At 59.8% G+C, this 21,610-nt stretch carries 19 protein-coding genes; 12 read left to right on the top strand and 7 right to left on the bottom strand.

The window, feature by feature from the left end; translation table 11 throughout:
• Positions 1–34 precede the first annotated feature (34 nt).
• The 6 genes from PverR02_RS04535 to PverR02_RS04510 all read left to right on the top strand — a co-directional run bounded on the left by PverR02_RS04535 (position 35) and on the right by PverR02_RS04510 (position 6,992).
• A complete protein-coding gene (locus tag PverR02_RS04535) occupies positions 35–1,633 on the top strand; it encodes an ABC transporter substrate-binding protein (protein WP_079442851.1) in 1,599 nt (532 codons plus the stop codon).
• A 76-nt stretch (positions 1,634–1,709) separates the two neighbouring features.
• A complete protein-coding gene (locus PverR02_RS04530) occupies positions 1,710–2,720 on the top strand; it encodes an ABC transporter permease subunit (protein ID WP_046384710.1) in 1,011 nt (336 codons plus the stop codon).
• Between the two features lie 10 nt (positions 2,721–2,730).
• Positions 2,731–3,642, top strand: coding sequence for an ABC transporter permease subunit (locus PverR02_RS04525; protein WP_026139829.1), 912 nt, complete (start codon positions 2,731–2,733; stop codon positions 3,640–3,642).
• 10 nt (positions 3,643–3,652) lie between these two features.
• Positions 3,653–4,621, top strand: coding sequence for an ABC transporter ATP-binding protein (locus tag PverR02_RS04520; protein WP_046488134.1), 969 nt, complete (start codon positions 3,653–3,655; stop codon positions 4,619–4,621).
• Positions 4,621–5,592, top strand: coding sequence for a peptide ABC transporter ATP-binding protein (locus PverR02_RS04515; protein ID WP_017845442.1), 972 nt, complete (start codon positions 4,621–4,623; stop codon positions 5,590–5,592). The genes PverR02_RS04520 and PverR02_RS04515 overlap by 1 nt, the downstream gene beginning before the upstream one ends.
• A 194-nt stretch (positions 5,593–5,786) precedes the next feature.
• On the top strand, positions 5,787–6,992 hold the full coding sequence (locus PverR02_RS04510) for an ISL3 family transposase (RefSeq protein ID WP_079442850.1): 1,206 nt from the start codon (positions 5,787–5,789) through the stop codon (positions 6,990–6,992).
• Between the two features lie 28 nt (positions 6,993–7,020).
• Here PverR02_RS04510 and PverR02_RS04505 read toward each other — a convergent pair whose 3' ends face one another.
• From PverR02_RS04505 to PverR02_RS04485, 5 genes are all read right to left on the bottom strand, one after another.
• Complete coding sequence (locus PverR02_RS04505; protein WP_079442849.1) at positions 7,021–7,803, bottom strand: ABC transporter permease; 783 nt, start codon at positions 7,801–7,803, stop codon at positions 7,021–7,023.
• Positions 7,803–8,594, bottom strand: a complete 792-nt coding sequence (locus PverR02_RS04500; RefSeq protein ID WP_079442848.1) for an ABC transporter permease — start codon at positions 8,592–8,594, stop codon at positions 7,803–7,805. Before PverR02_RS04500 ends, PverR02_RS04505 begins: the two co-directional genes overlap by 1 nt.
• On the bottom strand, positions 8,591–9,592 hold the full coding sequence (locus PverR02_RS04495) for an ABC transporter ATP-binding protein (protein WP_227778782.1): 1,002 nt from the start codon (positions 9,590–9,592) through the stop codon (positions 8,591–8,593). The genes PverR02_RS04500 and PverR02_RS04495 overlap by 4 nt, the downstream gene beginning before the upstream one ends.
• A gap of 483 nt (positions 9,593–10,075) precedes the next feature.
• Positions 10,076–10,333 (bottom strand): hypothetical protein, encoded by a 258-nt coding sequence (locus tag PverR02_RS04490; protein ID WP_079442846.1) that lies wholly within the window; start codon positions 10,331–10,333, stop codon positions 10,076–10,078.
• A gap of 257 nt (positions 10,334–10,590) precedes the next feature.
• Positions 10,591–12,174, bottom strand: a complete 1,584-nt coding sequence (locus PverR02_RS04485) for a peptide chain release factor 3 (RefSeq protein WP_017845444.1) — start codon at positions 12,172–12,174, stop codon at positions 10,591–10,593.
• Positions 12,175–12,505: 331 nt separating this feature from the next.
• On the opposite strand from PverR02_RS04485, the gene PverR02_RS04480 reads away from it, so the two are divergent.
• From PverR02_RS04480 to PverR02_RS04460, 5 genes are all read left to right on the top strand, one after another.
• Positions 12,506–13,222, top strand: coding sequence for an ABC transporter permease (locus PverR02_RS04480; RefSeq protein ID WP_046384714.1), 717 nt, complete (start codon positions 12,506–12,508; stop codon positions 13,220–13,222).
• Between the two features lie 20 nt (positions 13,223–13,242).
• Positions 13,243–14,136 carry a glycine betaine ABC transporter substrate-binding protein gene (locus tag PverR02_RS04475; RefSeq protein WP_079442845.1) on the top strand — a complete coding sequence of 298 codons (894 nt, stop codon included), beginning with the start codon at positions 13,243–13,245 and terminating at the stop codon, positions 14,134–14,136.
• 11 nt (positions 14,137–14,147) lie between these two features.
• Entirely contained in the window at positions 14,148–14,801 is a 654-nt protein-coding gene (locus tag PverR02_RS04470) for an ABC transporter permease (RefSeq protein WP_017845447.1), read from the top strand.
• Positions 14,798–15,955 (top strand): osmoprotectant ABC transporter ATP-binding protein OsmV, encoded by a 1,158-nt coding sequence (locus PverR02_RS04465; protein WP_017845448.1) that lies wholly within the window; start codon positions 14,798–14,800, stop codon positions 15,953–15,955. Before PverR02_RS04470 ends, PverR02_RS04465 begins: the two co-directional genes overlap by 4 nt.
• Before the next feature lie 474 nt (positions 15,956–16,429).
• On the top strand, positions 16,430–17,593 hold the full coding sequence (locus PverR02_RS04460; protein ID WP_017845449.1) for a type III PLP-dependent enzyme: 1,164 nt from the start codon (positions 16,430–16,432) through the stop codon (positions 17,591–17,593).
• 49 nt (positions 17,594–17,642) lie between these two features.
• Here the strand turns inward: PverR02_RS04460 and PverR02_RS04455 are convergent, their stop codons facing one another.
• The gene (locus tag PverR02_RS04455; RefSeq protein ID WP_057005150.1) at positions 17,643–18,392 is read right to left on the bottom strand and encodes a tetratricopeptide repeat protein; all 750 of its coding nucleotides are present in this window, start codon (positions 18,390–18,392) and stop codon (positions 17,643–17,645) included.
• Positions 18,393–18,394: 2 nt separating this feature from the next.
• The gene (locus PverR02_RS04450; RefSeq protein WP_017845451.1) at positions 18,395–19,075 is read right to left on the bottom strand and encodes a Fe2+-dependent dioxygenase; all 681 of its coding nucleotides are present in this window, start codon (positions 19,073–19,075) and stop codon (positions 18,395–18,397) included.
• A gap of 204 nt (positions 19,076–19,279) precedes the next feature.
• On the opposite strand from PverR02_RS04450, the gene PverR02_RS04445 reads away from it, so the two are divergent.
• Positions 19,280–21,565: a TonB-dependent receptor gene (locus tag PverR02_RS04445; RefSeq protein WP_017845452.1), complete on the top strand. Its 2,286-nt coding sequence runs from the start codon at positions 19,280–19,282 to the stop codon at positions 21,563–21,565.
• The last annotated feature ends 45 nt before the right edge of the window (positions 21,566–21,610 follow it).

Raw genomic sequence — 21,610 nt, 5'->3', positions numbered from 1 at the left:
CTCGTCTGGTCCCATCGATTGCAGAGGGCTCCGAATGAACATGCTCCCGTTACAAGCTGCCATTGCCGCTGCGCTGTTGAGCGTGGCGGTCGGCATTTCGGCCAAACCGCTGGTGGTCTGCACCGAAGCCAGCCCGGAAGGTTTCGATCCGGTCCTGTACACCACGGCCGTCACCGCCGACGCCGCCGCCGAAACCCTGTTCAACCGCCTGGTGGACTTCAAGCCCGGCACCACCGAAGTGATCCCGGCGCTGGCCAAGGCCCTGCCGGAAATCAGCGCCGATGGCCTGACCTACACCTTCCACCTGCGTGACGACATCAAGTTCCACACCACCGACTACTTCAAACCCACGCGCAACCTGAACGCCGACGACGTGCTTTGGAGCTTCCAGCGCCAGCTGGACCCGAAACACCCGTGGCACACCAAGTCCAACGTGGGCTACCCGTACTTCGAAAGCATGGGCTTCAAGGAACTGCTCAAGAGCGTCGAGAAGACCGACGATCACACCGTGGTCTTCACCCTGACCCGTCCGGAAGCACCGTTCCTGGCCGACCTGGCCATGGCGTTTTCGTCGATTCACTCGGCCGAATACGCCGACCAGTTGCTCAAGTCCGGCAAGACCGATGACCTCAACGCCAAGCCGGTCGGCACCGGCCCGTTCATCTTCACCCGCTACGCCAAGGACGCCCAGGTGCGTTTCAAGGCCAACCCGGACTACTTCCGCGGCAAGCCGCCGGCCGACCCGCTGATCCTGGCGATCACCACCGACAACAACGTGCGCCTGCAGAAGCTCAAGGCCAACGAATGCCAGATCGCGCTGTATCCGAAGCCCGACGACATCCCGAGCATCAAGAAAGACCCGAACCTGAAAGTCGATGAACTGGCGGCCATGACCACCAGCTACACTGCCTTGAACACCACCCACAAATACATGAGCGACGCGCGGGTGCGTCACGCGATCAACATCGCGTTCGACAAGGCCGGCTACACTGAGGCCCTGTACGGCAAAGGCAACGCAGTTGTCGGCACCGGTCCGTATCCGCCGACTTTGCTGGGTTTCAACAACACGTTGAAAAACCCGCCACGCGACCTCGACAAGGCCCGCGCCCTGCTCAAGGAAGCCGGCGTGCCGGAGGGCACCGAGTTCACCCTGTTCACCCGTAACGGCGGCGGCCCGACCAACCCCAACCCGATGCTCGGCGCCCAGCGCATGCAAGCGGACCTGGCCCAGATCGGCCTGAAGGTCAACATCAAGGTGATGGAGTGGGGCGAGATGCTCAAACGCGCCAAAGCGGGCGAGCACGACATGGTCTCTGCAGGCTGGGCCGGCGATAACGGTGACCCGGACAACTTCCTCACCCCGAACCTGAGTTGCGATGCGGCCAAGAACGGCGAAAACTACGCCCGTTGGTGTAATAAAGAATTTCAGGACCTGATCGACAAGGCGCGCGCCATCGCTGAACCCACCCAGCGCGCTGCACTCTATGAACAAGCACTGGACGTCTTTGGCAAGGATCAACCGTGGATCCCCATGGCTTATCCGAAAATGTTCACCGCCATGCGCAAAAACGTCGAGGGTTATACCCAAAGCCCACTGACGACCAATAACTTCGCCACCACCCAGGTGAAGTAAATAAGAAGAACGCTCGACACCGTCGACGTTGACGGTGTCGAACCTGCCTAACCGGCTGATTGAGGTACACCACAAGATGTTTAGTTTTATTGCCCGCCGATTGGGGTTATTGATCCCCACCTTCTTCGGCATCACGTTGCTGACGTTTGCGTTGATCCGCATGATTCCAGGCGACCCCGTAGAAGTCATGATGGGCGAACGCCGGGTCGACCCCGAGATGCACGCACAGGCAATGGAACGCCTTGGCCTTAACAAGCCGTTGTATGCGCAGTACCTGGACTACATCGGCAAGCTGGCCCAAGGCGACCTTGGCGAATCCCTGCGCACGCGCACCAGCGTGTGGACCGAGTTCACCGCACTCTTCCCGGCGACCCTGGAGCTGTCCATGGCCGCCCTGTTGTTCGCCGGTATCCTGGGCCTGTTGGCGGGGGTGATCGCGGCCTTGAAGCGAGGATCGCTGTTCGACCACGGGGTGATGGGCATCTCCCTCGCGGGCTATTCGATGCCGATCTTCTGGTGGGGCCTGATCCTGATCATGTTCTTCTCGGTGAGCCTGGGCTGGACCCCGGTTTCCGGGCGTATCGACCTGCTCTACGACATCGAGCCGCGCACCGGCTTCATGCTGATCGACACCCTGCTGGCCAACGAGCCTGATGCGTTCTGGGACGCCCTGCACCACCTGATCCTGCCGGCCATCGTGCTCGGCACCATCCCGCTGGCGGTGATTGCGCGGATGACCCGTTCGTCGATGCTCGAAGTGTTGCGCGAAGACTACATCCGCACCGCCAAGGCCAAAGGCCTGTCGCCGGCGCGTGTGGTGTTCGTGCATGGCCTGCGGAATGCGCTGATCCCGGTGCTCACCGTGGTCGGCCTGCAAGTCGGCACCCTGCTGGCCGGTGCGGTATTGACCGAAACCATCTTCTCGTGGCCCGGCATCGGCAAATGGCTGATCGAAGCCATTGGCGCGCGGGACTACCCGGTGGTGCAAAACGGCATCCTGCTGATCGCCTGCCTGGTGATCCTGGTGAATTTCGTGGTGGATATCCTCTACGGCTTCGTCAACCCACGCATCCGTCACCAGCGCTGAGATCATGACCATGACCACACCTACTCCAGTGTCAGCAGTCGATCAGAGCCTGCTGTACCCGTCGCCGTACAAAGAATTCTGGCAAGCCTTCTCCAAGAACAAAGGTGCGGTTGCCGGCCTGCTGTTCATGTTGCTGATCGTGTTCTGCGCGCTGTTCGCCCCGTGGGTGGCGCCGCATAACCCCAGCGAACAATATCGCGACTTCCTGCTGACCCCGCCGTCGTGGCTGGAAGGCGGGCAGATCCAGTTCCTGCTCGGCACCGACGAACTCGGCCGTGACTTGCTCTCGCGCTTGATCCAGGGCTCGCGCCTGTCGCTGCTGATCGGTTTGTCGTCGGTGGTGATGTCGCTGATTCCGGGCATCCTGCTCGGGCTGTTCGCCGGGTTCTTCCCGCGCCTGCTCGGCCCGACCATCATGCGCCTGATGGACATCATGCTGGCCCTGCCATCGCTGCTGCTGGCCGTTGCCATTGTCGCGATCCTCGGCCCTGGCCTGATCAACACGGTGATCGCCATCGCCATCGTGTCGCTGCCGTCCTACGTGCGTCTGACCCGCGCCGCGGTGATGGGCGAACTCAACCGCGACTACGTGACCGCCGCCCGCCTCGCCGGTGCCGGCCTGCCGCGCCTGATGTTCATCACCGTGCTGCCCAACTGCATGGCGCCGCTGATCGTGCAGGCGACCTTGAGTTTCTCTTCGGCGATCCTCGATGCCGCCGCGCTGGGCTTCCTCGGCCTGGGCGTGCAACCGCCAACGCCGGAGTGGGGCACCATGCTGGCTTCGGCCCGTGACTACATCGAACGCGCCTGGTGGGTCGTGAGCCTGCCGGGTCTGACCATTTTGCTCAGCGTGCTGGCAATCAACCTGATGGGCGACGGCCTGCGCGACGCGCTGGACCCGAAACTCAAGAACGCCGCCTGAGGAGATTCCCATGTCACTGTTAGAAATCAAGAATCTCAACGTGCGCTTCGGCGACAAGACCGCCGTGCCGGTGGTCGATGGCCTCGACATTTGCGTCGACAAAGGCGAAGTCCTGGCGATCGTGGGCGAGTCGGGCTCGGGTAAATCCGTGACCATGATGGCGCTGATGGGCCTGATCGAACACCCCGGCATCGTCACCGCCGACGCCCTGAACTTCGACGGCAAGGACATGCTCAAGCTGAGCAACCGCCAGCGTCGGCAGATCGTCGGCAAAGACCTGGCGATGGTGTTCCAGGACCCGATGACCGCGCTGAACCCCAGCTACACCGTGGGTTTCCAGATCGAAGAAGTGCTGCGCCTGCACCTGAAGATGTCCGGCAAGCAAGCGCGCAAGCGTGCCATCGAACTGCTGGAAAAAGTCGAGATCCCCGGCGCCGCCAGCCGGATGGATGCCTACCCGCACCAACTGTCCGGCGGTATGAGCCAACGCGTGGCCATCGCCATGGCGATTGCCGGCGAGCCGAAGTTGCTGATCGCCGACGAACCGACCACCGCCTTGGACGTGACCATCCAGGCCCAGATCATGGACCTGCTGCTGGCCCTGCAGAAAGAGCAGAACATGGGCCTGGTGCTGATCACCCACGACCTCGCGGTCGTCGCGGAAACCGCCCAGCGCGTGTGTGTGATGTATGCCGGCCAAGCCGTGGAAGTCGGCCAGGTGCCGCAACTGTTCGACATTCCGGCGCATCCCTACAGCGAAGCGCTGCTCAAGGCGATTCCAGAACACAGCCTCGGTGCCGCGCGCCTGGCCACGCTGCCCGGCATCGTGCCCGGCCGTTATGACCGCCCGCAAGGCTGCCTGCTGTCGCCGCGTTGCCCCTACGTGCAAGACAGCTGCCGCCAGACCCGCCCGGGCCTGGACCCTAAATCGAACAGCCTCGCGCGCTGCTTCTACCCCTTGAACCAGGAGGTGGCGTAATGGCCGTCGTTCTTACCGCCCGCGACCTGACCCGTCACTACGAAGTGTCCCGAGGCCTGTTCAAGGGCCACGCCACCGTGCGCGCCCTCAATGGCGTGTCCTTCGAACTGGAAGCCGGCAAGACCCTCGCCGTGGTGGGCGAGTCGGGCTGCGGCAAATCCACCCTGGCCCGTGCGCTGACGCTGATTGAAGAGCCGTCGTCGGGCTCGTTGAAAATCGCCGGCCAGGAAGTCGCTGGCGCCGACAAGGCGCAGCGCAAGCAATTGCGCAAAGACGTGCAGATGGTATTCCAGAGCCCGTATGCCTCGTTGAACCCACGGCAGAAAGTCGGCGACCAACTGGCTGAACCGCTGCTGATCAACACCCACCTGTCCGCCGCCGAACGCCGCGAAAAGGTCCAGGCGATGATGAAGCAGGTGGGCCTGCGCCCTGAGCACTATCAGCGCTACCCGCACATGTTCTCCGGCGGCCAGCGCCAACGGATCGCCCTGGCCCGGGCGATGATGCTGCAACCCAAAGTGCTGGTGGCGGATGAGCCGACCTCGGCACTGGACGTGTCGATCCAGGCCCAGGTGCTCAACCTGTTCATGGACCTGCAGCAGGAATTCAACACCGCCTACGTGTTCATTTCCCACAACCTCGCGGTGGTGCAACACGTCGCCGACGACGTGATGGTGATGTACCTCGGGCGCCCGGTGGAAGTCGGCCCCAAGGGCGACATCTACGCGCGCCCCCTGCACCCGTACACCCAGGCGCTGCTGTCGGCCACACCGACCATCCACCCGGACCCGAACAAGCCGAAGATCAAGATCGTCGGCGAGCTGCCCAACCCGCTGAACCCGCCGTCCGGCTGCGCTTTCCACAAGCGCTGCCCGTATGCGACGGCGCGGTGCAGCAGCGAGGAGCCGCAGTTGCGGGCGTTGGATAACCGCCAGGTGGCTTGCCACTATGCGGAGCAGTTCGTCGCCTGAAACGAGCGTCGCGCTCCCCTGTGGGGGGCGCGGTGACACAGCGTTCTACAGCCCTTCCCGTCAGGTTGCGCATCAGCCTGGCGGGAGGGGCTTTTTTTGGTTCTTCACGGAATCCCGGGAAACACAGAAACAAGAACGCCGATTTGATGGATGATGTTCGTGCGAGCAAACACATCTAAAAAACCGGCGTTCTTATGCGCGATATTAATACTTTCCTTCCTTTTTGGGAGGGCTTTTCTGTCGTCGCGATCAAACCTGACGGCGATGCCCTTCAAATCGATCTGATCCCCCAGGCCACGCGATTTCCCACCTGTGGTGGCTGCCAAAAGCTCTGTTCAACAACTCATGAGTACTGCGATCGAGTCGTGCGTGACTTGCCGATTCTCGGTCGCACAGTCCGCCTCAACGTTCAGCTCAGGCGTGTTAGTTGCCGTGATTGTGGCAAGCGCATGGAGGTCGTCAGTTGGCTGGATCGCTACGCCCGCATGACGCGCCGGCTGGCAGAGGCCGTTATTCGAGCCTGCGAACGCCTTCCTACACTGCATGTTGCGCAGATGTTCGGGCTGCATTGGGACACCGTTCGGTTGCCGGAGCGGCGCGCTCTGCAAGCGGCGTTGAGTACCTTGCCCAAGGCTCAGCCACTGCGCTTGATAATGGACGAGTTCGCGTTATTCAAAGGTCATCGCTACGCCAGCGTGGTGTTGGACGCTGATACTCGGCGAGTTCTTTGGATCGGCGAAGGCCGTAGCCGAGCGGCAGTCAGACCGTTTTTCAAAGAACTGGGGCCAGAGGGGTGCGCCCGAATTGAAGCGGTAGCGATGGACATGAACACGGCTTATGACCTGGAAGTTCGCCAACACTGCCCAAAAGCACGGGTAATTTATGACCTTTTCCATGTGGTCGCCAAATATGGCCGAGAAGTGATTGATCGTGTTCGCGTTGACGAGGCGAACCGACTGCGCCATGACAAGCCCGCTCGAAAGGTCATAAAGCAAGCGCGATGGTTGCTATTGCGTAACCGGGAGAACCTGAAAAAACCGGAACAGCAGGTTCATTTGCAGGATCTGCTGGCCGCCAACCAATCGTTAATGACGGTCTACTTGATGAAGGCCGAGCTCAAAATGCTCTGGGCACCGAGCGATGCCTGGGACTGGAGATCAGCCTGGAAGCAGTGGCTGCGTCACGCTCAAGAAAGCGAAATACCCGCACTGATCCAATTCGCAAAGCGACTAAAGGGCTACTGGCGGGGCATCGTGAGCCGGGTGCGCTGGCCAATGCACACCGGTCAGTTGGAAGGAATAAACAATCGAATAAAGGTCATCAAACGAATGGCGTACGGTTACCGGGACAGCGAATTCTTTTTCATGAAGATCAAGAGCGTCTTTCCCGGCAATCCGTGAAGAACCCTAAATTTCGGTGTTGCGAGTGTCAGGCGCCCTCTCGAAGGTATTTCTTGACCCCCCAATGCCAAAGCAATCGAGACAACAGCAAGAAGGCCAGAGTCGCCAGTACAGCGCCCGCCAAAGACCGCCCCGTCGTCATCCCCATCGCTGATTGCGCGGGCACTTCCATGATGAAAAAGACAGGGACTACGGTCATGATCACGACCTGGATCCACTCCGGATACGCGCCGGACGGGAACCGTCCGGTGGTCAGAAACATAAACAACAGGTGGGAAATGTTGCCGGTTTTCTTGGTCCAGAACGCCAGACTGGCAATGCTGAACCAGACCGAATAAACCAGCGCACACGCGAGGACCATGAAGACCAAGAAAGCGCCGAGCGTCTGCAATGTCAGTTGCCCTTGCGCATGACTGCCACCCAGCATCAGACCCAGCCCCAGCAGGACCCCGAAAATATGCCAGAGGCGCAACTGCCCAAAGGCCAGAATGGTTTGCACATCAACCGGTTTGGACAAATAAGTATCAATGGACTTGCTGATGATCAACTTCGAGGCGGCCTCGCAGTTGGGCAATACCACCATTTGTACAAAGGAGCGAATAAGGATAAAGGCACCATACAACACAATCGACTGCTGTTTATTCCAGCCACCAATTGTCTCGACATTCCCAAAGAAAATCTCAATCACGACATAAACGGACAATCCCAGTAGGGCTGTATTCAACAGGCTGACAAAGACCGGCACGCGGTCTTTCATATTGGCCTGCAACCTTGCTGTCAGAAGCGACTTGACTGCGCTCAACGTCTTCATTATCCGAACACCGAATAACGTTTTACACCTTTGGCCCAGATAAAATTAGCCAACAACGAAAGTGCAGCAACCAGCACAACCTGAAATAGCAATCCATTAACCAACTGTTCGTTTGTCAACTCGCCCATGATGATTCTGATTGGAAAGCTAATAATGTAAGGGAACGGTGACCACTCAAGTACCGACTGCATCCAGCCCGGATAAAGCGTCAACGGAGCAAGGACCCCACCAAACAGCGTAAGCATGTAAGTCAACACCAGATCAAAGGCACTTGCCTGATCGGACCAGAACGCCGCAAGCCCGCCGATGAAATAAAGTAAATAGTTGATGGCAAAACCCAGTATGACTCCGAGCAGTGCAGGCATCAGATAGCTCAGGTGCAAATACTTACCCGCTTCGGAAAATAGGAATACGCCAGCCACCAGGAAAAATATCGGTATGACTCTGACCATCGCCGAAGCCATTTCACCCAGAAAGTAATAGAAGGCAATATTGAACGGCTTCAACAGGAAACTGCCAATATCCCCCGAATGAATGTCGCTCTCTACTTCTTCAGCAGCTGTACTGGAGACGATTTCGCCAACCAGAAATACCAGCGCAAAGTAAGCGGCAAACCTGGCCGGGGTAAAACCTTCCAGTGCGGCATCCTTTGCAATGCCCATCCAGATGACCATCATGAATAACGGCACCAAAGAGGCTAGTACCAATACAAACAACTCTGCGCGATGCGCAACCTTGCGACGAATGGCTGTGCGCGCAACGCCTGCGACTTTCATGGCAAACCGGCTCACGCGACACACTCCCCGGGCGCACCCTTGACCTTTTGCCCGGCGTCGGCCTGAGAGGCCATGAACAGCTTCAGCAGAGCCTCTTCGATCGGTGGATCACCGATGGAAATGTCGATGACCGGCTGCTCGGCCAGAACCTGCGAACAGACACCCACCACCTCCGCAGCCGGCACCAGCAACTCATGCACAAAGCCGTCTGCGGAGCGCACCAGACCGTACCGGCCAAGTGCCGAAGCCATAACGCTTTCAGACAATTCCACCGTAATGATGCGGTGATCCGACATGCGTTTACGCAGCGACTCCAGGGTGTCATCGAATGAGATCTTGCCATCGGAAACGACAACGACTCGCTCACACAGGGCTTCAATATCCTGCATGTAATGCGACGTCAGCAGAACGCTCACATTGCGCTCGCGGCCATAGTCCCGAATAAATGAACGAACTATCTTTTGCACCCCGACATCGAGTCCGATAGTCGGCTCGTCGAGAAAAAGAACCTTGGGGTCATGAAGTAACGATGCGACCAGCTCACACTTCATTTTCTCGCCAAGCGACAGGGTTCGCACCGGCGCCTTGGCCAACTTCGATACCTTAAGCAATTCATCCAGATAGCCATAGGTCTGCTTGAACTGTTCATCGGAGATTTCGAATATCTTCTGATTCAGCCGGAAAGTTTCCATGGCCGGCAAGTCCCAGATCAACTGTTGACGTTGCCCCATGATCAGCGAGATGGACTTGAGAAATTCCTTGCTCCGCAATTGTGGTTGATAACCGAGAACCGATATTTGTCCTGCCGTCGGATAGAGCAGCCCCGACAGAATTTTCAATGTAGTGGTTTTACCTGCGCCATTCGGTCCGAGAAAGCCTACGACCTCACCCTGCTTGACAGTAAATGAAATATCGTCAACAGCCGTCTTCTCTGAACTCTTGGGAGATACCAGACTTGTCAGCCAACCGAGCGGCCCTTCCGAGCGCTCTTTAATCAGGTAGGTTTTGGACAAATTTTTTACACTAATACAATCCATCGCATGCGAGACCTTGAAGAAAATGAGCTATCCATTGCGCATATCGTTTCAACGCCGACTTGAATATCACGCACCGATCCACGTCATCAAGAAACGTTATTACACATTTAAATTCTGAATTCACAGTACTGATTTATGATTGCACTTATCGACGCTTGATTGACATCTCGCGCAAGCCCATCGATTAATGAAGCCAGACTCGATGATAGTAACGCGGAACACTCTAGCCCGCGGCTCTTTGCTTTTTCAGATTTGCCAATGGATTAGAAACTAATCGATAGTGACTTCAGCGTCGAGAGCAAAACGCGAGGTCACGCAAAAGAAGAGTAGAACCACAAATGACAGGGAAAGATCGTACAGAAAAATCCTACAGCGTGATTTTGATCCGTTGAAAAAACCTTCTCCCTTGTTGCGCATCAGCCGGGGAAGAAGGGGTTTTCTATTGCCCGGAATTTACGACTAGCTGTCGCCATCGTCGTAGGTTTCACTGTCTTCGCCTTCATTATAAGGGTTTTCCGCATCCTCCTTGGGCGCGGGTTGGGACTGCGGCTGCCAGCCGCCGGAGTTGACCTCCTTCTGTTTTTTCTTGGTGACGGGGCCAGTGTCTTTCCACTGGGGCGTTCCGGCGTCGGCCAGTTGCAGCCCATGTGCCCCGGCGCTTGAGATCCCCAAGGACACCAGTAGCACCAGGAGAATGGCACGTTTAGTTATACGCACCCTTGTCTCCTATTTCCGTCGGTGAGTGGGTGTCGTAGTCGAAACGCTAGACCGGAAGCGGGGTTAGCGCCAATTCCCCTGACTAATGAAAACCTGACTGTGGGAGCTGGCTTGCCTGCGATGGCATCCACTGGGTGTGCCTGATGGACTGAGGTGCCTGCATCGCAGGCAAGCCTGCTCCCACATTTTGGATTTTCGGCAGACATAAAAAAGGGCAAAGCCATGACAGCTTCGCCCTTCCATCAACCGCTCAGAGCTTAATGGTGCTCGCGAGTAGCCCGGAATTTCACATCCGGCCAACGCTCTTCCATCAGCGCCAAATTGACCCGGGTCGGCGCCAGGTAGGTCAGGTGACCGCCGCCGTCGACCGCGAGGTTTTCCACGGCTTTGTTGGAGAACTCTTCCAACTTCTTCTTATCGCTGCACTCGATCCAACGCGCGGAGTACACGGTGATCGGCTCGTAGGAGCATTCGACCTTGTATTCCTCTTTCAGGCGGCTGGCGACCACATCGAACTGCAGCACACCGACGGCGCCGAGGATGATGTCGTTGCTGCGCTCGGGGAAGAACACCTGGGTCGCGCCCTCTTCCGCCAGTTGCTGCAAGCCTTGGCGCAGTTGCTTGGATTTCAGCGGGTCGCGCAGGCGCACGCGGCGGAACAGTTCCGGGGCGAAGTGCGGGATGCCGGTGAAGCCCAGCGTTTCGCCTTCGGTGAAGGTGTCGCCGATCTGGATGGTGCCGTGGTTGTGCAAGCCGATGATGTCGCCGGCGTAGGCTTCTTCGAGCTGTTCACGCTCGGAGGAGAAGAACGTCAGGGCATCGCCGATTCGCACGTCCTTGCCGGTGCGAACGTGGCGCATCTTCATGCCTTTTTCGTACCTGCCGGAGCAGATTCGCATAAAGGCGATACGGTCGCGGTGTTTGGGGTCCATGTTCGCCTGGATCTTGAACACGAAGCCCGAGAATTTCTCTTCCACCGGCTCCACGGTGCGCTCGTTGGCGACCCGGGCCAGCGGGCGCGGGGCCCAGTCCACCACGGCGTCGAGCACGTGGTCGACACCGAAGTTGCCTAATGCGGTACCGAAGAACACCGGGGTCAGTTGGCCGTCGAGGAATTCCTGCTGGTTGAACTCGTGGCAGGCGCCCTGCACCAGTTCCAGCTGGTCGACGAAGCGGTCGTACTCATCGCCCAAGTGGGCGCGGGCTTCGTCGGAGTCGAGCTTCTCGATGATTTTCACATCGGTGCGTTCGTGACCGTGGCCGGCGGTGTAGACAATGATGTAGTCGTCGGCCAGGTGGTACACGCCCTTGAAGTCGCGGTAGCAACCGATCGGCCAGGTAATCGGCGCCGCCTTGATCTTCAGCACTGCTTCGATTTCGTCGAGCAGCTCGATCGGATCGCGGATGTCGCGGTCGAGTTTGTTGATAAAGCTGACGATCGGCGTGTCGCGCAGGCGGCAGACGTCCATCAACGCAATCGTGCGTGGCTCGACGCCCTTACCGCCGTCGAGGACCATCAAGGCCGAGTCCACCGCGGTCAGGGTGCGGTAGGTGTCTTCGGAGAAGTCTTCGTGGCCCGGGGTGTCGAGCAGGTTGATCATGTGATCGCGATACGGGAACTGCATGACCGACGTGGTAATGGAAATACCCCGTTGCTTTTCCATTTCCATCCAGTCGGAGGTGGCATGGCGGTCGGATTTGCGGGATTTCACCGTGCCGGCCACTGCGATCGCCTTGCCCATCAGCAAGAGCTTCTCGGTGATGGTGGTTTTACCGGCATCGGGGTGGGAAATAATGGCGAAAGTGCGGCGTTTCGCGACTTCGGCGGCCTGGTGGGTCATGGGAAATCGCCTGGCAGGTGAGTCAAAAAAGGGCGGCGAGTATAGCGCAAACCCAGGGTGCCGGACCACCGTTCACCCGGTTGGGGGTGGCTAAATACTGCCAAGTATGGAACCTTTTAAAAGGTAGAGACGTCCACTCCCCTGCAACCGCACTCGAAACAGGGGCTGAAAAATCAGCAAGTTAGCCTGACGAGGCTGCGCTCATGGCTTGACCTCATGCCGCTTTTGCCGGCATGGGCGAGCTGCTTTTCGCGACCACATTCAACGGCAGCCAGCAATGGCATGCCACGCAGGAATGTGTTCGCCGACAGAAGAAAAAAGGAGTCCGCCTGTGGCTATTCGCTATGGCAAAGGGCTGATAGGAGGAGCGGTTGTCGTCGCTCTCCTGGCCCTGCTGATCCACTGGATCGGCATCAACACCATCGAACTGTACCGCGACGATTTGTTGTTTTACCTGCAAGCTCACCTGATTCTCGTCCTAGTCTCCATGCTGGCCGCCCTGATTGTGGGCCTCCCCGCCGGTATCCTGCTCAGCCGCCCGAACATGGTCGGGCGCGCCGAACGCTTCATGCAGATCTTCAATATCGGCAACACCGTCCCTCCCCTGGCCGTACTGGCCATCGCCCTCGGCGTCCTCGGCATCGGCAGCGGCCCGGCGATCTTCGCGCTGTTCCTCGCTTCATTGCTGCCCATCGTGCGCAACACCTACGAAGGCCTGAAAAACGTCCAGGGCTCGCTGAAAGAAGCCGCCACCGGCATCGGCATGACCCCGCGCCAGGTGCTGTTTCGCGTCGAATTGCCGAACGCCGTGCCGATCATCATCGGCGGCGTGCGCGTGGCCCTGGCGATCAACGTCGGCACCGCGCCGCTGGCATTCCTGATCGGCGCCAACAGCCTGGGCAGCCTGATCTTCCCCGGCATCGCCCTGAACAATCAGCCGCAATTGCTGCTCGGCGCCGCGTGTACCGCGCTGTTGGCCCTGCTGCTCGACGGTCTGGTGACCATGGGCAGCCGCCTCTGGCTGGAACGCGGAGTGCGTGCGTCTTAAGGCTCGGCAAAGGAATTCACATGAAAAAACTGACATTGATATTGAGCTGCGTCCTGCTGTTTGCAGGGGTTGCGCAAGCCGCTGAAAAACCGGTCATCCGCATCGGCGCACGGGTGTTCACTGAACAGACCCTGCTCGCCGAAATCACTTCCCAGTACCTGCGCACCAAGGGTTACGACACCCGCGTGACCGGGGGCCTGGGCAGCAACCTGGCGCGCAGTGCCCAGGAAAGCGGGCAACTGGACCTGATCTGGGAATACACCGGCGTGTCGCTGGTGGCCTACAACCATGTGGACGAGAAGCTCGACAGCGAACAGTCCTACGCTCGGGTGAAAGAACTCGACGCGAAAAAAGGCCTGGTCTGGCTGTCGCCATCGAAATTCAGCAACACCTACGCGCTGGCATTGCCTGAGAACGTGGCCCAGGAATTCCCGCAGATCAACACGATCAGCGATCTGACCCAAGCCCTCGCGGAAAAAACCAAGGCCACGCGCCTGGTGGCCCTGGACACCGAGTTCGCCAACCGTTCCGACGGTATGGGCGGCATGGTCAAGCTGTACGGCATGAACCTGACCCGCAAAAACACCCGGCAGATGGACGCCGGGCTGGTCTACACCGCGTTGCGTAACGGCCAGGTGTTTGCCGGCTTGGTGTACACCACTGACGGGCGCCTGAATGCCTTCAAATTGAAGCTGCTCGAAGACGACAAGCACTACTTCCCGGACTACACCGCCGCGCCGGTGGTGCGTCAGGTTTATCTCGACGCCCATCCTGAACTGGCCGCCGATCTGAAGCCGCTGGCTGCCCTGTTCGACGACGCAACCATGCGCCAGCTGAACGCGCGGGTCGACGTCGGCCATGAAAGCCCGTCTGCTGTTGCCGCCGATTTCCTGCGCCAGCATCCACTCAACTAAGAGGAGAAGACATGGAATTTTTAAACGCCTTTTCCCATCTTGATTGGGCCCAAGTCCTGCACCTGACCTGGCAGCACATCACCCTGGTCGGCATTGCCGTGATCCTCGCGATTGTCGTCGGCGTGCCCCTCGGCGTGCTGATGACCCGCTTCCCGAGCCTGGCCGGCCCGCTGCAAGCCAGCGCCACCGTGCTGCTGACCGTGCCGTCCATCGCCCTGTTTGGCCTGCTGCTGCCGTTCTACTCCAAATTCGGCCAGGGCCTGGGGCCAATGCCGGCGATCACCGCCGTGTTCCTCTACTCCCTGCTGCCGATCATGCGTAACACCTACCTGGCCCTGACCGGCGTGGAGCCGGGCATCCGCGAAGCCGCCAAAGGCATCGGCATGACCTTCGGCCAGCGCCTGCGCATGGTCGAACTGCCCATCGCCGTACCGGTGATCCTCGCCGGTGTACGCACTGCCGTGGTGATGAACATCGGCGTGATGACCATCGCCGCCACCATCGGCGCCGGCGGCCTGGGTGTACTTATTCTGGCTTCCATCAGCCGCAGCGACATGTCGATGCTGATCGTCGGCGCCGTGCTGGTCAGTCTCCTGGCCATCTTCGCCGACCTGCTTCTGCAATGGCTGCAACGCTCGCTGACTCCAAAAGGACTGCTCAAATGATCGAACTTCAACACCTGACCAAGACTTTCCAAAGCAACGGCAAGACTGTCTCCGCCGTGAACGACGTAAGCCTGACCGTCAACGAAGGCGAGATTTGCGTATTCCTCGGCCCCTCGGGCTGCGGCAAGAGCACCACGCTGAAAATGATCAACCGCCTGATCAAGCCCACCTCGGGCAAGATCCTGATCAACGGCGAAGACACCACCGACCTCGACGAAGTGACCCTGCGTCGCAACATCGGCTACGTGATCCAGCAGATCGGCCTGTTCCCGAACATGACCATCGAGGAAAACATCGTGGTCGTGCCCAAGTTGCTGGGCTGGGACAAGCAGAAATGCCACGACCGCGCCCGCGAGTTGATGAGCATGATCAAGCTCGAGCCCAAGCAGTACCTGCACCGCTACCCGCGTGAGCTGTCCGGTGGCCAGCAACAGCGCATCGGCGTGATCCGGGCGCTGGCCGCGGATGCACCGTTGCTGCTGATGGATGAGCCGTTCGGCGCGGTCGACCCGATCAACCGCGAGATGATCCAGAACGAGTTCTTCGAGATGCAGCGCGCGCTGAACAAGACCGTGATCATGGTCAGCCACGACATCGACGAAGCCATCAAGCTGGGTGACAAGATCGCCATCTTCCGCGCCGGCAAACTGCTGCAGATCGACCACCCGGACACCCTGCTGGCGCACCCGGCGGATGAGTTCGTCAGCAACTTCGTCGGCCAGGACAGCACCCTCAAGCGTCTGCTGCTGGTAAAAGCCGAAGACGCGGCAGACAACGCCCCGTCGGTCAGCCCGGAAACCCCGGTGGCCGATGCCCTGGAGCTGATGGACGAACTCGACCGCCGCTATGTGGTGGTCACCTGCGCCGACAACAAGGCGCTAGGCTATGTGCGCCGTCGCGACCTGCACCGTCAGACCGGCACTTGCGGTCAATACCTGCGCGAATTCAACGCCACGGCCGCGTATGACGAGCACTTGCGCATCCTGTTGTCGCGCATGTACGAGTTCAACCGTTCATGGTTGCCGGTGATGGACGCCGAGCGGGTGTTTTTGGGCGAAGTGACCCAGGAATCGATTGCCGAGTACCTGAGCTCCGGCAAGTCGCGCGGGGGCAAGACCAGTATCGTTTCGCCCGCCGAGACCGCCCTGGCCTGATCTGACACAACACGCTTAAAACTGTGAGAGGGGGCTTGCCCCCGATGGCGGTGTATCAGTCAATATATTCATGACTGACACACTGCCATCGGGGGCAAGCCCCCTCCCACATTTGGTCCGTGGTGTGTCAGGGAAATCCCCCTGATTATCCGCCTGCAGGGAACATCAATCCGTCACACCGGTCGGTTACATAAGTAGCTGCACCCGGTCCCGCGACGAACGCGTGCAAAAACGCGACATTTTTAGTTGATCTCAAGCCCCTCACGCCCTAAAGTTCGCGCCGAACGTCCATGCTGGAAACGATCCATCCGGCTCAAGTACTGACGACGAGACAGCAAGGCCAAGGGAAGCTTATCCCATGGCCTTTTTGCTTTCGGCGACATGCCTTGGGAAGTAGGCGAACCAAAGTGGGGATACGGAGGACGTTCATTTGCACCCATTGATCAATTTAGTTTGCCCTTAGGAGTTCCCAGCATGTCGATCAACGTCGAAGATTATTTCGCGCGCGCCACTTTTGACAAAATGAAGGCGTTCGCCGACAAGCAAGAAACCCCGTTCGTGGTGATCGACACCGCGATGATCAGCCAGGCCTACGATGACCTGCGCGCCGGTTTCGAATTCGCCAAAATCTATTACGCAGTCAAGGCCAACCCGGCCGTCGAGATCATCGACCTGTTGAAAGACAAGGGGTCGAGCTTCGACATCGCCTCGATCTACGAGCTGGACAAGGTCATGGCCCGCGGCGTCAGCCCCGACCGTATCAGCTACGGCAACACCATCAAGAAATCCAAGGACATCCGCTACTTCTACGAGAAGGGCGTGCGCCTGTTCTCCACCGACTCCGAAGCCGACCTGCGCAACATCGCCAAGGCCGCGCCGGGCTCGAAAATCTATGTGCGTATCCTCACCGAAGGCTCGACCACGGCTGACTGGCCTCTGTCGCGCAAATTCGGCTGCCAGACCGACATGGCCATGGACCTGCTGATCCTCGCCCGCGACCTGGGCCTGGTGCCGTATGGCCTCTCGTTCCACGTCGGCTCGCAACAGCGCGACATCAGCGTGTGGGACGCGGCGATCGCCAAGGTCAAAGTGATCTTCGAGCGCCTGAAGGAAGAAGACGGCATCCACCTCAAGCTGATCAACATGGGCGGCGGCTTCCCGGCCAACTACATCACCCGCACCAACAGCCTGGAAACCTATGCCGAAGAAATCATCCGCTTCCTCAAGGAAGACTTCGGCGACGACCTGCCGGAAATCATCCTGGAACCGGGCCGTTCGTTGATCGCCAACGCCGGCATCCTGGTCAGCGAAGTGGTGCTGGTGGCACGTAAATCGCGCACCGCCGTCGAGCGTTGGGTGTACACGGACGTGGGCAAGTTCTCCGGCCTGATCGAAACCATGGACGAAGCCATCAAGTTCCCGATCTGGACCGAGAAGAAAGGCGAGATGGAAGAAGTGGTGATCGCCGGTCCTACCTGCGACAGCGCCGACATCATGTACGAAAACTACAAGTACGGTCTGCCGCTGAACCTGGCGATCGGTGATCGGTTGTACTGGTTGTCGACCGGTGCGTACACCACCAGCTACAGCGCGGTTGAGTTCAATGGCTTTCCGCCGTTGAAGTCGTATTACGTGTAAGACGGCGGCGAACAAAAAACCCATGACCTGTCATGGGTTTTTTTATCGCTCAGAAACAGGTCATGGCATGTTGCTCATAGGCATCGGCCATCGCCCGAATCCGCGGATCATTCGCCTGCGCCAGCGCCTTGTGCGCCACCCGCAAAAACTTCAGATTGCCGCCGGCCAAGGCCTTGCGCAACCACGCCAGCGCCGCCTCGATCTGGCCGCTGTCGGCCAGCACCGCCGCGTAACTGAACTGCCCACGGAAATCCCCGGCTTCGGCTGAGCGTCGATACCACGCCACGGCAGCGTCCGGATCCCTCGGGCAAAACCGGCCCTCTTCCAGATAGCGCCCCAACAGGTTCATCGACTTGGCGTGGCCCTGCTCCGCCGCCTGGCGATAACACCTCAGCGCGTGCGCCTGGTCCTCGGCGACACCGCGACCGGTGGCCAGCAGGTTGGCGTAGTTGTATTGCCCCCAATCCAACCCGGCTTCGGCCGCCAGCCGATAGTCCCGCGCCGCCGCCGCTTCGTCGGCGACGCAGCCCCAGCCATGCTCGCGGCAACGCCCCAGCATATTGCGCGCCATCAGGTGCCCGCCCTGCGCCGCGATCTGGAACCAGCGCAGTGCCAGCGCTTCATCGCGCTCGATGCCGCGCCCTTCCAGCAGGATCTGCCCGAGCAAGGCCTGGGCATCCGCCACGCCCTCCCTGGCCGCGATCAGGATCGCCTGGGCCGCGCGCACTGGCGAGTCGTCGAGCATGCGCTGCAACTGCTCGACGTTGAGCACTTCTTCACGGCGCAATAAAAAGCCCATGCTCAGACCTCGACCCAGCGACGCAACAGGTTGTGGTAAGTGCCAGTGAGCTGGATCAACGCCGGGTGGTCCGGGACCGCCGCGGTCAGTTGCTGGATCGCACCGTCCATCTCGAACAGCAGGGTGCGCTGGCTGTCTTCGCGCACCAGGCTTTGGGTCCAGAAAAACGAGGCGTAGCGCGCACCGCGGGTCACGGCGTTGACTTTATGCAGGCTGGAGCCGGGGTACAGCACCATATCGCCGGCGGGCAGCTTGACCCGTTGCACGCCGAAGGTGTCCTGGATCTCCAGTTCGCCGCCGTCATAGTCCTCCGGGTCGCTGAAGAACAGCGTGGACGACAGATCGGTACGCACCCGCTCCTGGCTGCCCTTGGGCTGGCGCACGGCATTGTCGATATGGAAGTCGAAACTGCCCCCGGCCGTGTAGCAGTTGAGCAGCGGCGGGAAGACTTTGTGCGGTAACGCCGCCGACATAAACAACGGGTTTTGCCACAACCGCTCCAGCATCGCCGTACCGATTTCCTTGGCCAGCGGGTGGCCTTCGGGCAATTGCAGGTTGTGCTTGGCCTTGGCGGACTGGTGCCCGGCGGTGATTCTACCGTCGGCCCAGTCGGCGGTTTCCAGGGCTTGGCGAATGCGCTGCACTTCCTCACGAGAGAACAGGCCGGGAATATGCAGCAACATGAGCACTACCTGAGAGCGGAAAGACGTTAATGGTATTGATTCTTATCCTCTCTGTAAAACCCGAAGACGAACGAGATCGTAAAAACCGTAAGGAAAAAGTGTAAAGAATGTAAATTAGCTACGAATAGCAATAAGTCGCAATTGATACAACGTCTTGTTCAGCCTATATTCCGCGGCCTCACATCCTTGGGGAAAGGACACGTCATGTCGCGCACTTGCATAAAAACACCTGCCAGTTCACCACGCCTGCTGGCTTCGGCCATCGGCGTTGCACTCGGCGCCAGCTCTGTCGCCCATCTGGCGCAAGCGGCCGACGACACCGAACAGAAAGGCCAGCGCAACAGCATCTCCCTGGGCGCCACCAGCATCACCGGGGAAGCACAGGACGCCACCTCCTACCAGGTCGAAAAAGCCTCTTCGCAAAAGTACACCGCGCCGCTGGTGGACACGCCGCGCTCGGTCACCGTGGTGCCACAGCAAGTGCTCAAGGACACCGCCGCCACCTCGTTGCAGGATGCCTTGCGCACCGTGCCCGGCATTACCTTCGGCGCCGGTGAAGGCGGCAACCCCCAGGGCGACCGCCCGTTCATCCGCGGTTTTGACGCCCAGGGCGACACCTACCTGGACGGCGTGCGCGATACCGGCGGCCAGAGCCGTGAGATCTTCGACATCGAATCGATCGAAGTCAGCAAAGGCCCGAACTCTTCGTTCGGCGGGCGTGGCTCGGCCGGCGGCAGCCTCAACCTGGTGAGCAAGACACCCCAGGCGCGCGACTTCACCAACGGCGGCTTCACCTACGGCTCCGACCAGACCCGCCGCTACGTGCTCGACGTCAACCGCCAATTCCTCGACGACAGCGCCGCGTTCCGCCTGAACCTGATGAGCCACGAACAAAACGTCGCCGGCCGCGACGCGGTGAATTACGACCGCTGGGGCGTGGCGCCGTCGCTGACCTTTGGCCTGGGCACGCCGACCCGCGTCAACGTCAGCTACTACCACATGGAAAGCGACGACCTGCCGGATTCGGGGATCCCCTACGGTTACGGCTCCGCGACCGCCACCGCCCACGTACACGACAAACCCAACGACGGCGGCGACAGCAATAACTTCTACGGCCTGAAGAGTCGCGACTTCCGCAAGACCCGCGCCGATATCAGCACGGTCTCCGTCGAACACGACCTGAACGACAACATGACGCTGAAAAACACCCTGCGCCATGGCAACACCGGCCAGGACTATATCCTCACGCAACCGGACGACAGCAAACTCAACGTCAACAAGTTCGGTACTGTGTGGCGCCGCGCCAACAGCCGCGTGTCGACCACCGAGACCACCACCAACCAGACCGATCTGTTCGGCAACTTCCACGCGCTGGGTTTCAAGCACACCTACTCCACCGGCCTCGAGTTCACCGGCGAAGAAACCCGTGTCAGCAGCTACACCATCAGCCCCAACGCCAACCCGGTCTGCACCGTGGCCAAAGGCAGCCTGGGCGGCCAATGCACCTCGCTGAGCAACCCGAACCCGGACGACGCCTGGACCGGCAGCATCGCGCGCAACTACAACGGCACCAACACCAAAGCCACCAGCCGCGGCGCCTACGTGTTCGACACCATCGAACTGGACCCGAAATGGCTGCTGAACGTCGGCCTGCGCTACGACACCTTCGACACCGAGGCCAACACCAACGCCACCGCCGGGCGCACCAAGATCAAAGACGACAGCCAGTTCTTCAACTGGCAGGCCGGCCTGGTCTGGAAGCCGGTGGAGAACGCCAGCATCTATGCGTCCTACGCCACCTCGGCCACGCCGGCCGGTGGTCTGGTCGGTGAAGGCTCCGACGGCAACCCACTGTCCGCCGGCGCCGCCACCAGCGACCTGCAACCGGAAGAAACCGTCAACTACGAGCTGGGCACCAAGTGGGATCTGTTCCACGACCGCCTTTCGCTGACGGCTGCCGTGTTCCGCACCGAGAAGAAGAACACGCGCATTCTGGTGGATGCCCTGACCTACGAGAACGCCGGTGAATCCCGCGTCGATGGCCTCGAACTCTCGGCCAGCGGCAAACTCACGGATCAATGGCAAGTGTTCGCCGGCTACAGCTACCTCGACAGCGAGCTGGTCAAATCCGGACGCAACGGACGCAACGGGGTGCTCAGCGCCGGCTCCAGCGAGGGCAACCAAATGCCCAATACGCCGAAGAACACCTTCAGCCTGTGGACCACCTACGACATCACGTCGAAGCTGACCATCGGCGGCGGTGCGTTCTATGTCGACGAGGTCTACGGCGATGCCGGCAACACCGTGTATGTACCGTCCTACACGCGCTACGACGCCATGGCCAGCTACAAGCTGACCAAGAACGTCGATCTGCAACTGAACGTGCAGAACCTGACCGACAAAACCTACTACGACAAGGCCTTCTCGACCCACTTCGCCAACCAGGCGGCCGGGCGCACCGCGCTGTTGACCACCAGCTTCCACTTCTAAACGGTCAACCCGCAGCCAACAGCCCCACGCATCGATGCGTGGGGC

The sequence above is a fragment of the Pseudomonas veronii genome (genome assembly GCF_002028325.1).
Taxonomy (GTDB): Bacteria; Pseudomonadota; Gammaproteobacteria; order Pseudomonadales; family Pseudomonadaceae; genus Aquipseudomonas; species Aquipseudomonas veronii.
Note: the sequence above shows the minus strand (reverse complement) of the source record. Positions and strands in the feature narration are given on the sequence as shown.

What these genes read in the sequence shown, in the direction of transcription:
- PverR02_RS04525 (WP_026139829.1), top strand. Translation starts at nt 2,731, where the DNA reads ATGACCACACCTACTCCAGTGTCAGCAGTCGATCAGAGCCTGCTGTAC.
- PverR02_RS04530 (WP_046384710.1), top strand. Translation starts at nt 1,710, where the DNA reads ATGTTTAGTTTTATTGCCCGCCGATTGGGGTTATTGATCCCCACCTTC.
- PverR02_RS04475 (WP_079442845.1), top strand. Translation starts at nt 13,243, where the DNA reads ATGAAAAAACTGACATTGATATTGAGCTGCGTCCTGCTGTTTGCAGGG.
- PverR02_RS04515 (WP_017845442.1), top strand. Translation starts at nt 4,621, where the DNA reads ATGGCCGTCGTTCTTACCGCCCGCGACCTGACCCGTCACTACGAAGTG.
- PverR02_RS04470 (WP_017845447.1), top strand. Translation starts at nt 14,148, where the DNA reads ATGGAATTTTTAAACGCCTTTTCCCATCTTGATTGGGCCCAAGTCCTG.
- PverR02_RS04520 (WP_046488134.1), top strand. Translation starts at nt 3,653, where the DNA reads ATGTCACTGTTAGAAATCAAGAATCTCAACGTGCGCTTCGGCGACAAG.
- PverR02_RS04460 (WP_017845449.1), top strand. Translation starts at nt 16,430, where the DNA reads ATGTCGATCAACGTCGAAGATTATTTCGCGCGCGCCACTTTTGACAAA.
- PverR02_RS04455 (WP_057005150.1), bottom strand. Translation starts at nt 18,392, where the DNA reads ATGGGCTTTTTATTGCGCCGTGAAGAAGTGCTCAACGTCGAGCAGTTG.
- PverR02_RS04535 (WP_079442851.1), top strand. Translation starts at nt 35, where the DNA reads ATGAACATGCTCCCGTTACAAGCTGCCATTGCCGCTGCGCTGTTGAGC.
- PverR02_RS04485 (WP_017845444.1), bottom strand. Translation starts at nt 12,174, where the DNA reads ATGACCCACCAGGCCGCCGAAGTCGCGAAACGCCGCACTTTCGCCATT.
- PverR02_RS04445 (WP_017845452.1), top strand. Translation starts at nt 19,280, where the DNA reads ATGTCGCGCACTTGCATAAAAACACCTGCCAGTTCACCACGCCTGCTG.
- PverR02_RS04510 (WP_079442850.1), top strand. Translation starts at nt 5,787, where the DNA reads ATGCGCGATATTAATACTTTCCTTCCTTTTTGGGAGGGCTTTTCTGTC.
- PverR02_RS04465 (WP_017845448.1), top strand. Translation starts at nt 14,798, where the DNA reads ATGATCGAACTTCAACACCTGACCAAGACTTTCCAAAGCAACGGCAAG.
- PverR02_RS04450 (WP_017845451.1), bottom strand. Translation starts at nt 19,075, where the DNA reads ATGTTGCTGCATATTCCCGGCCTGTTCTCTCGTGAGGAAGTGCAGCGC.
- PverR02_RS04505 (WP_079442849.1), bottom strand. Translation starts at nt 7,803, where the DNA reads ATGAAGACGTTGAGCGCAGTCAAGTCGCTTCTGACAGCAAGGTTGCAG.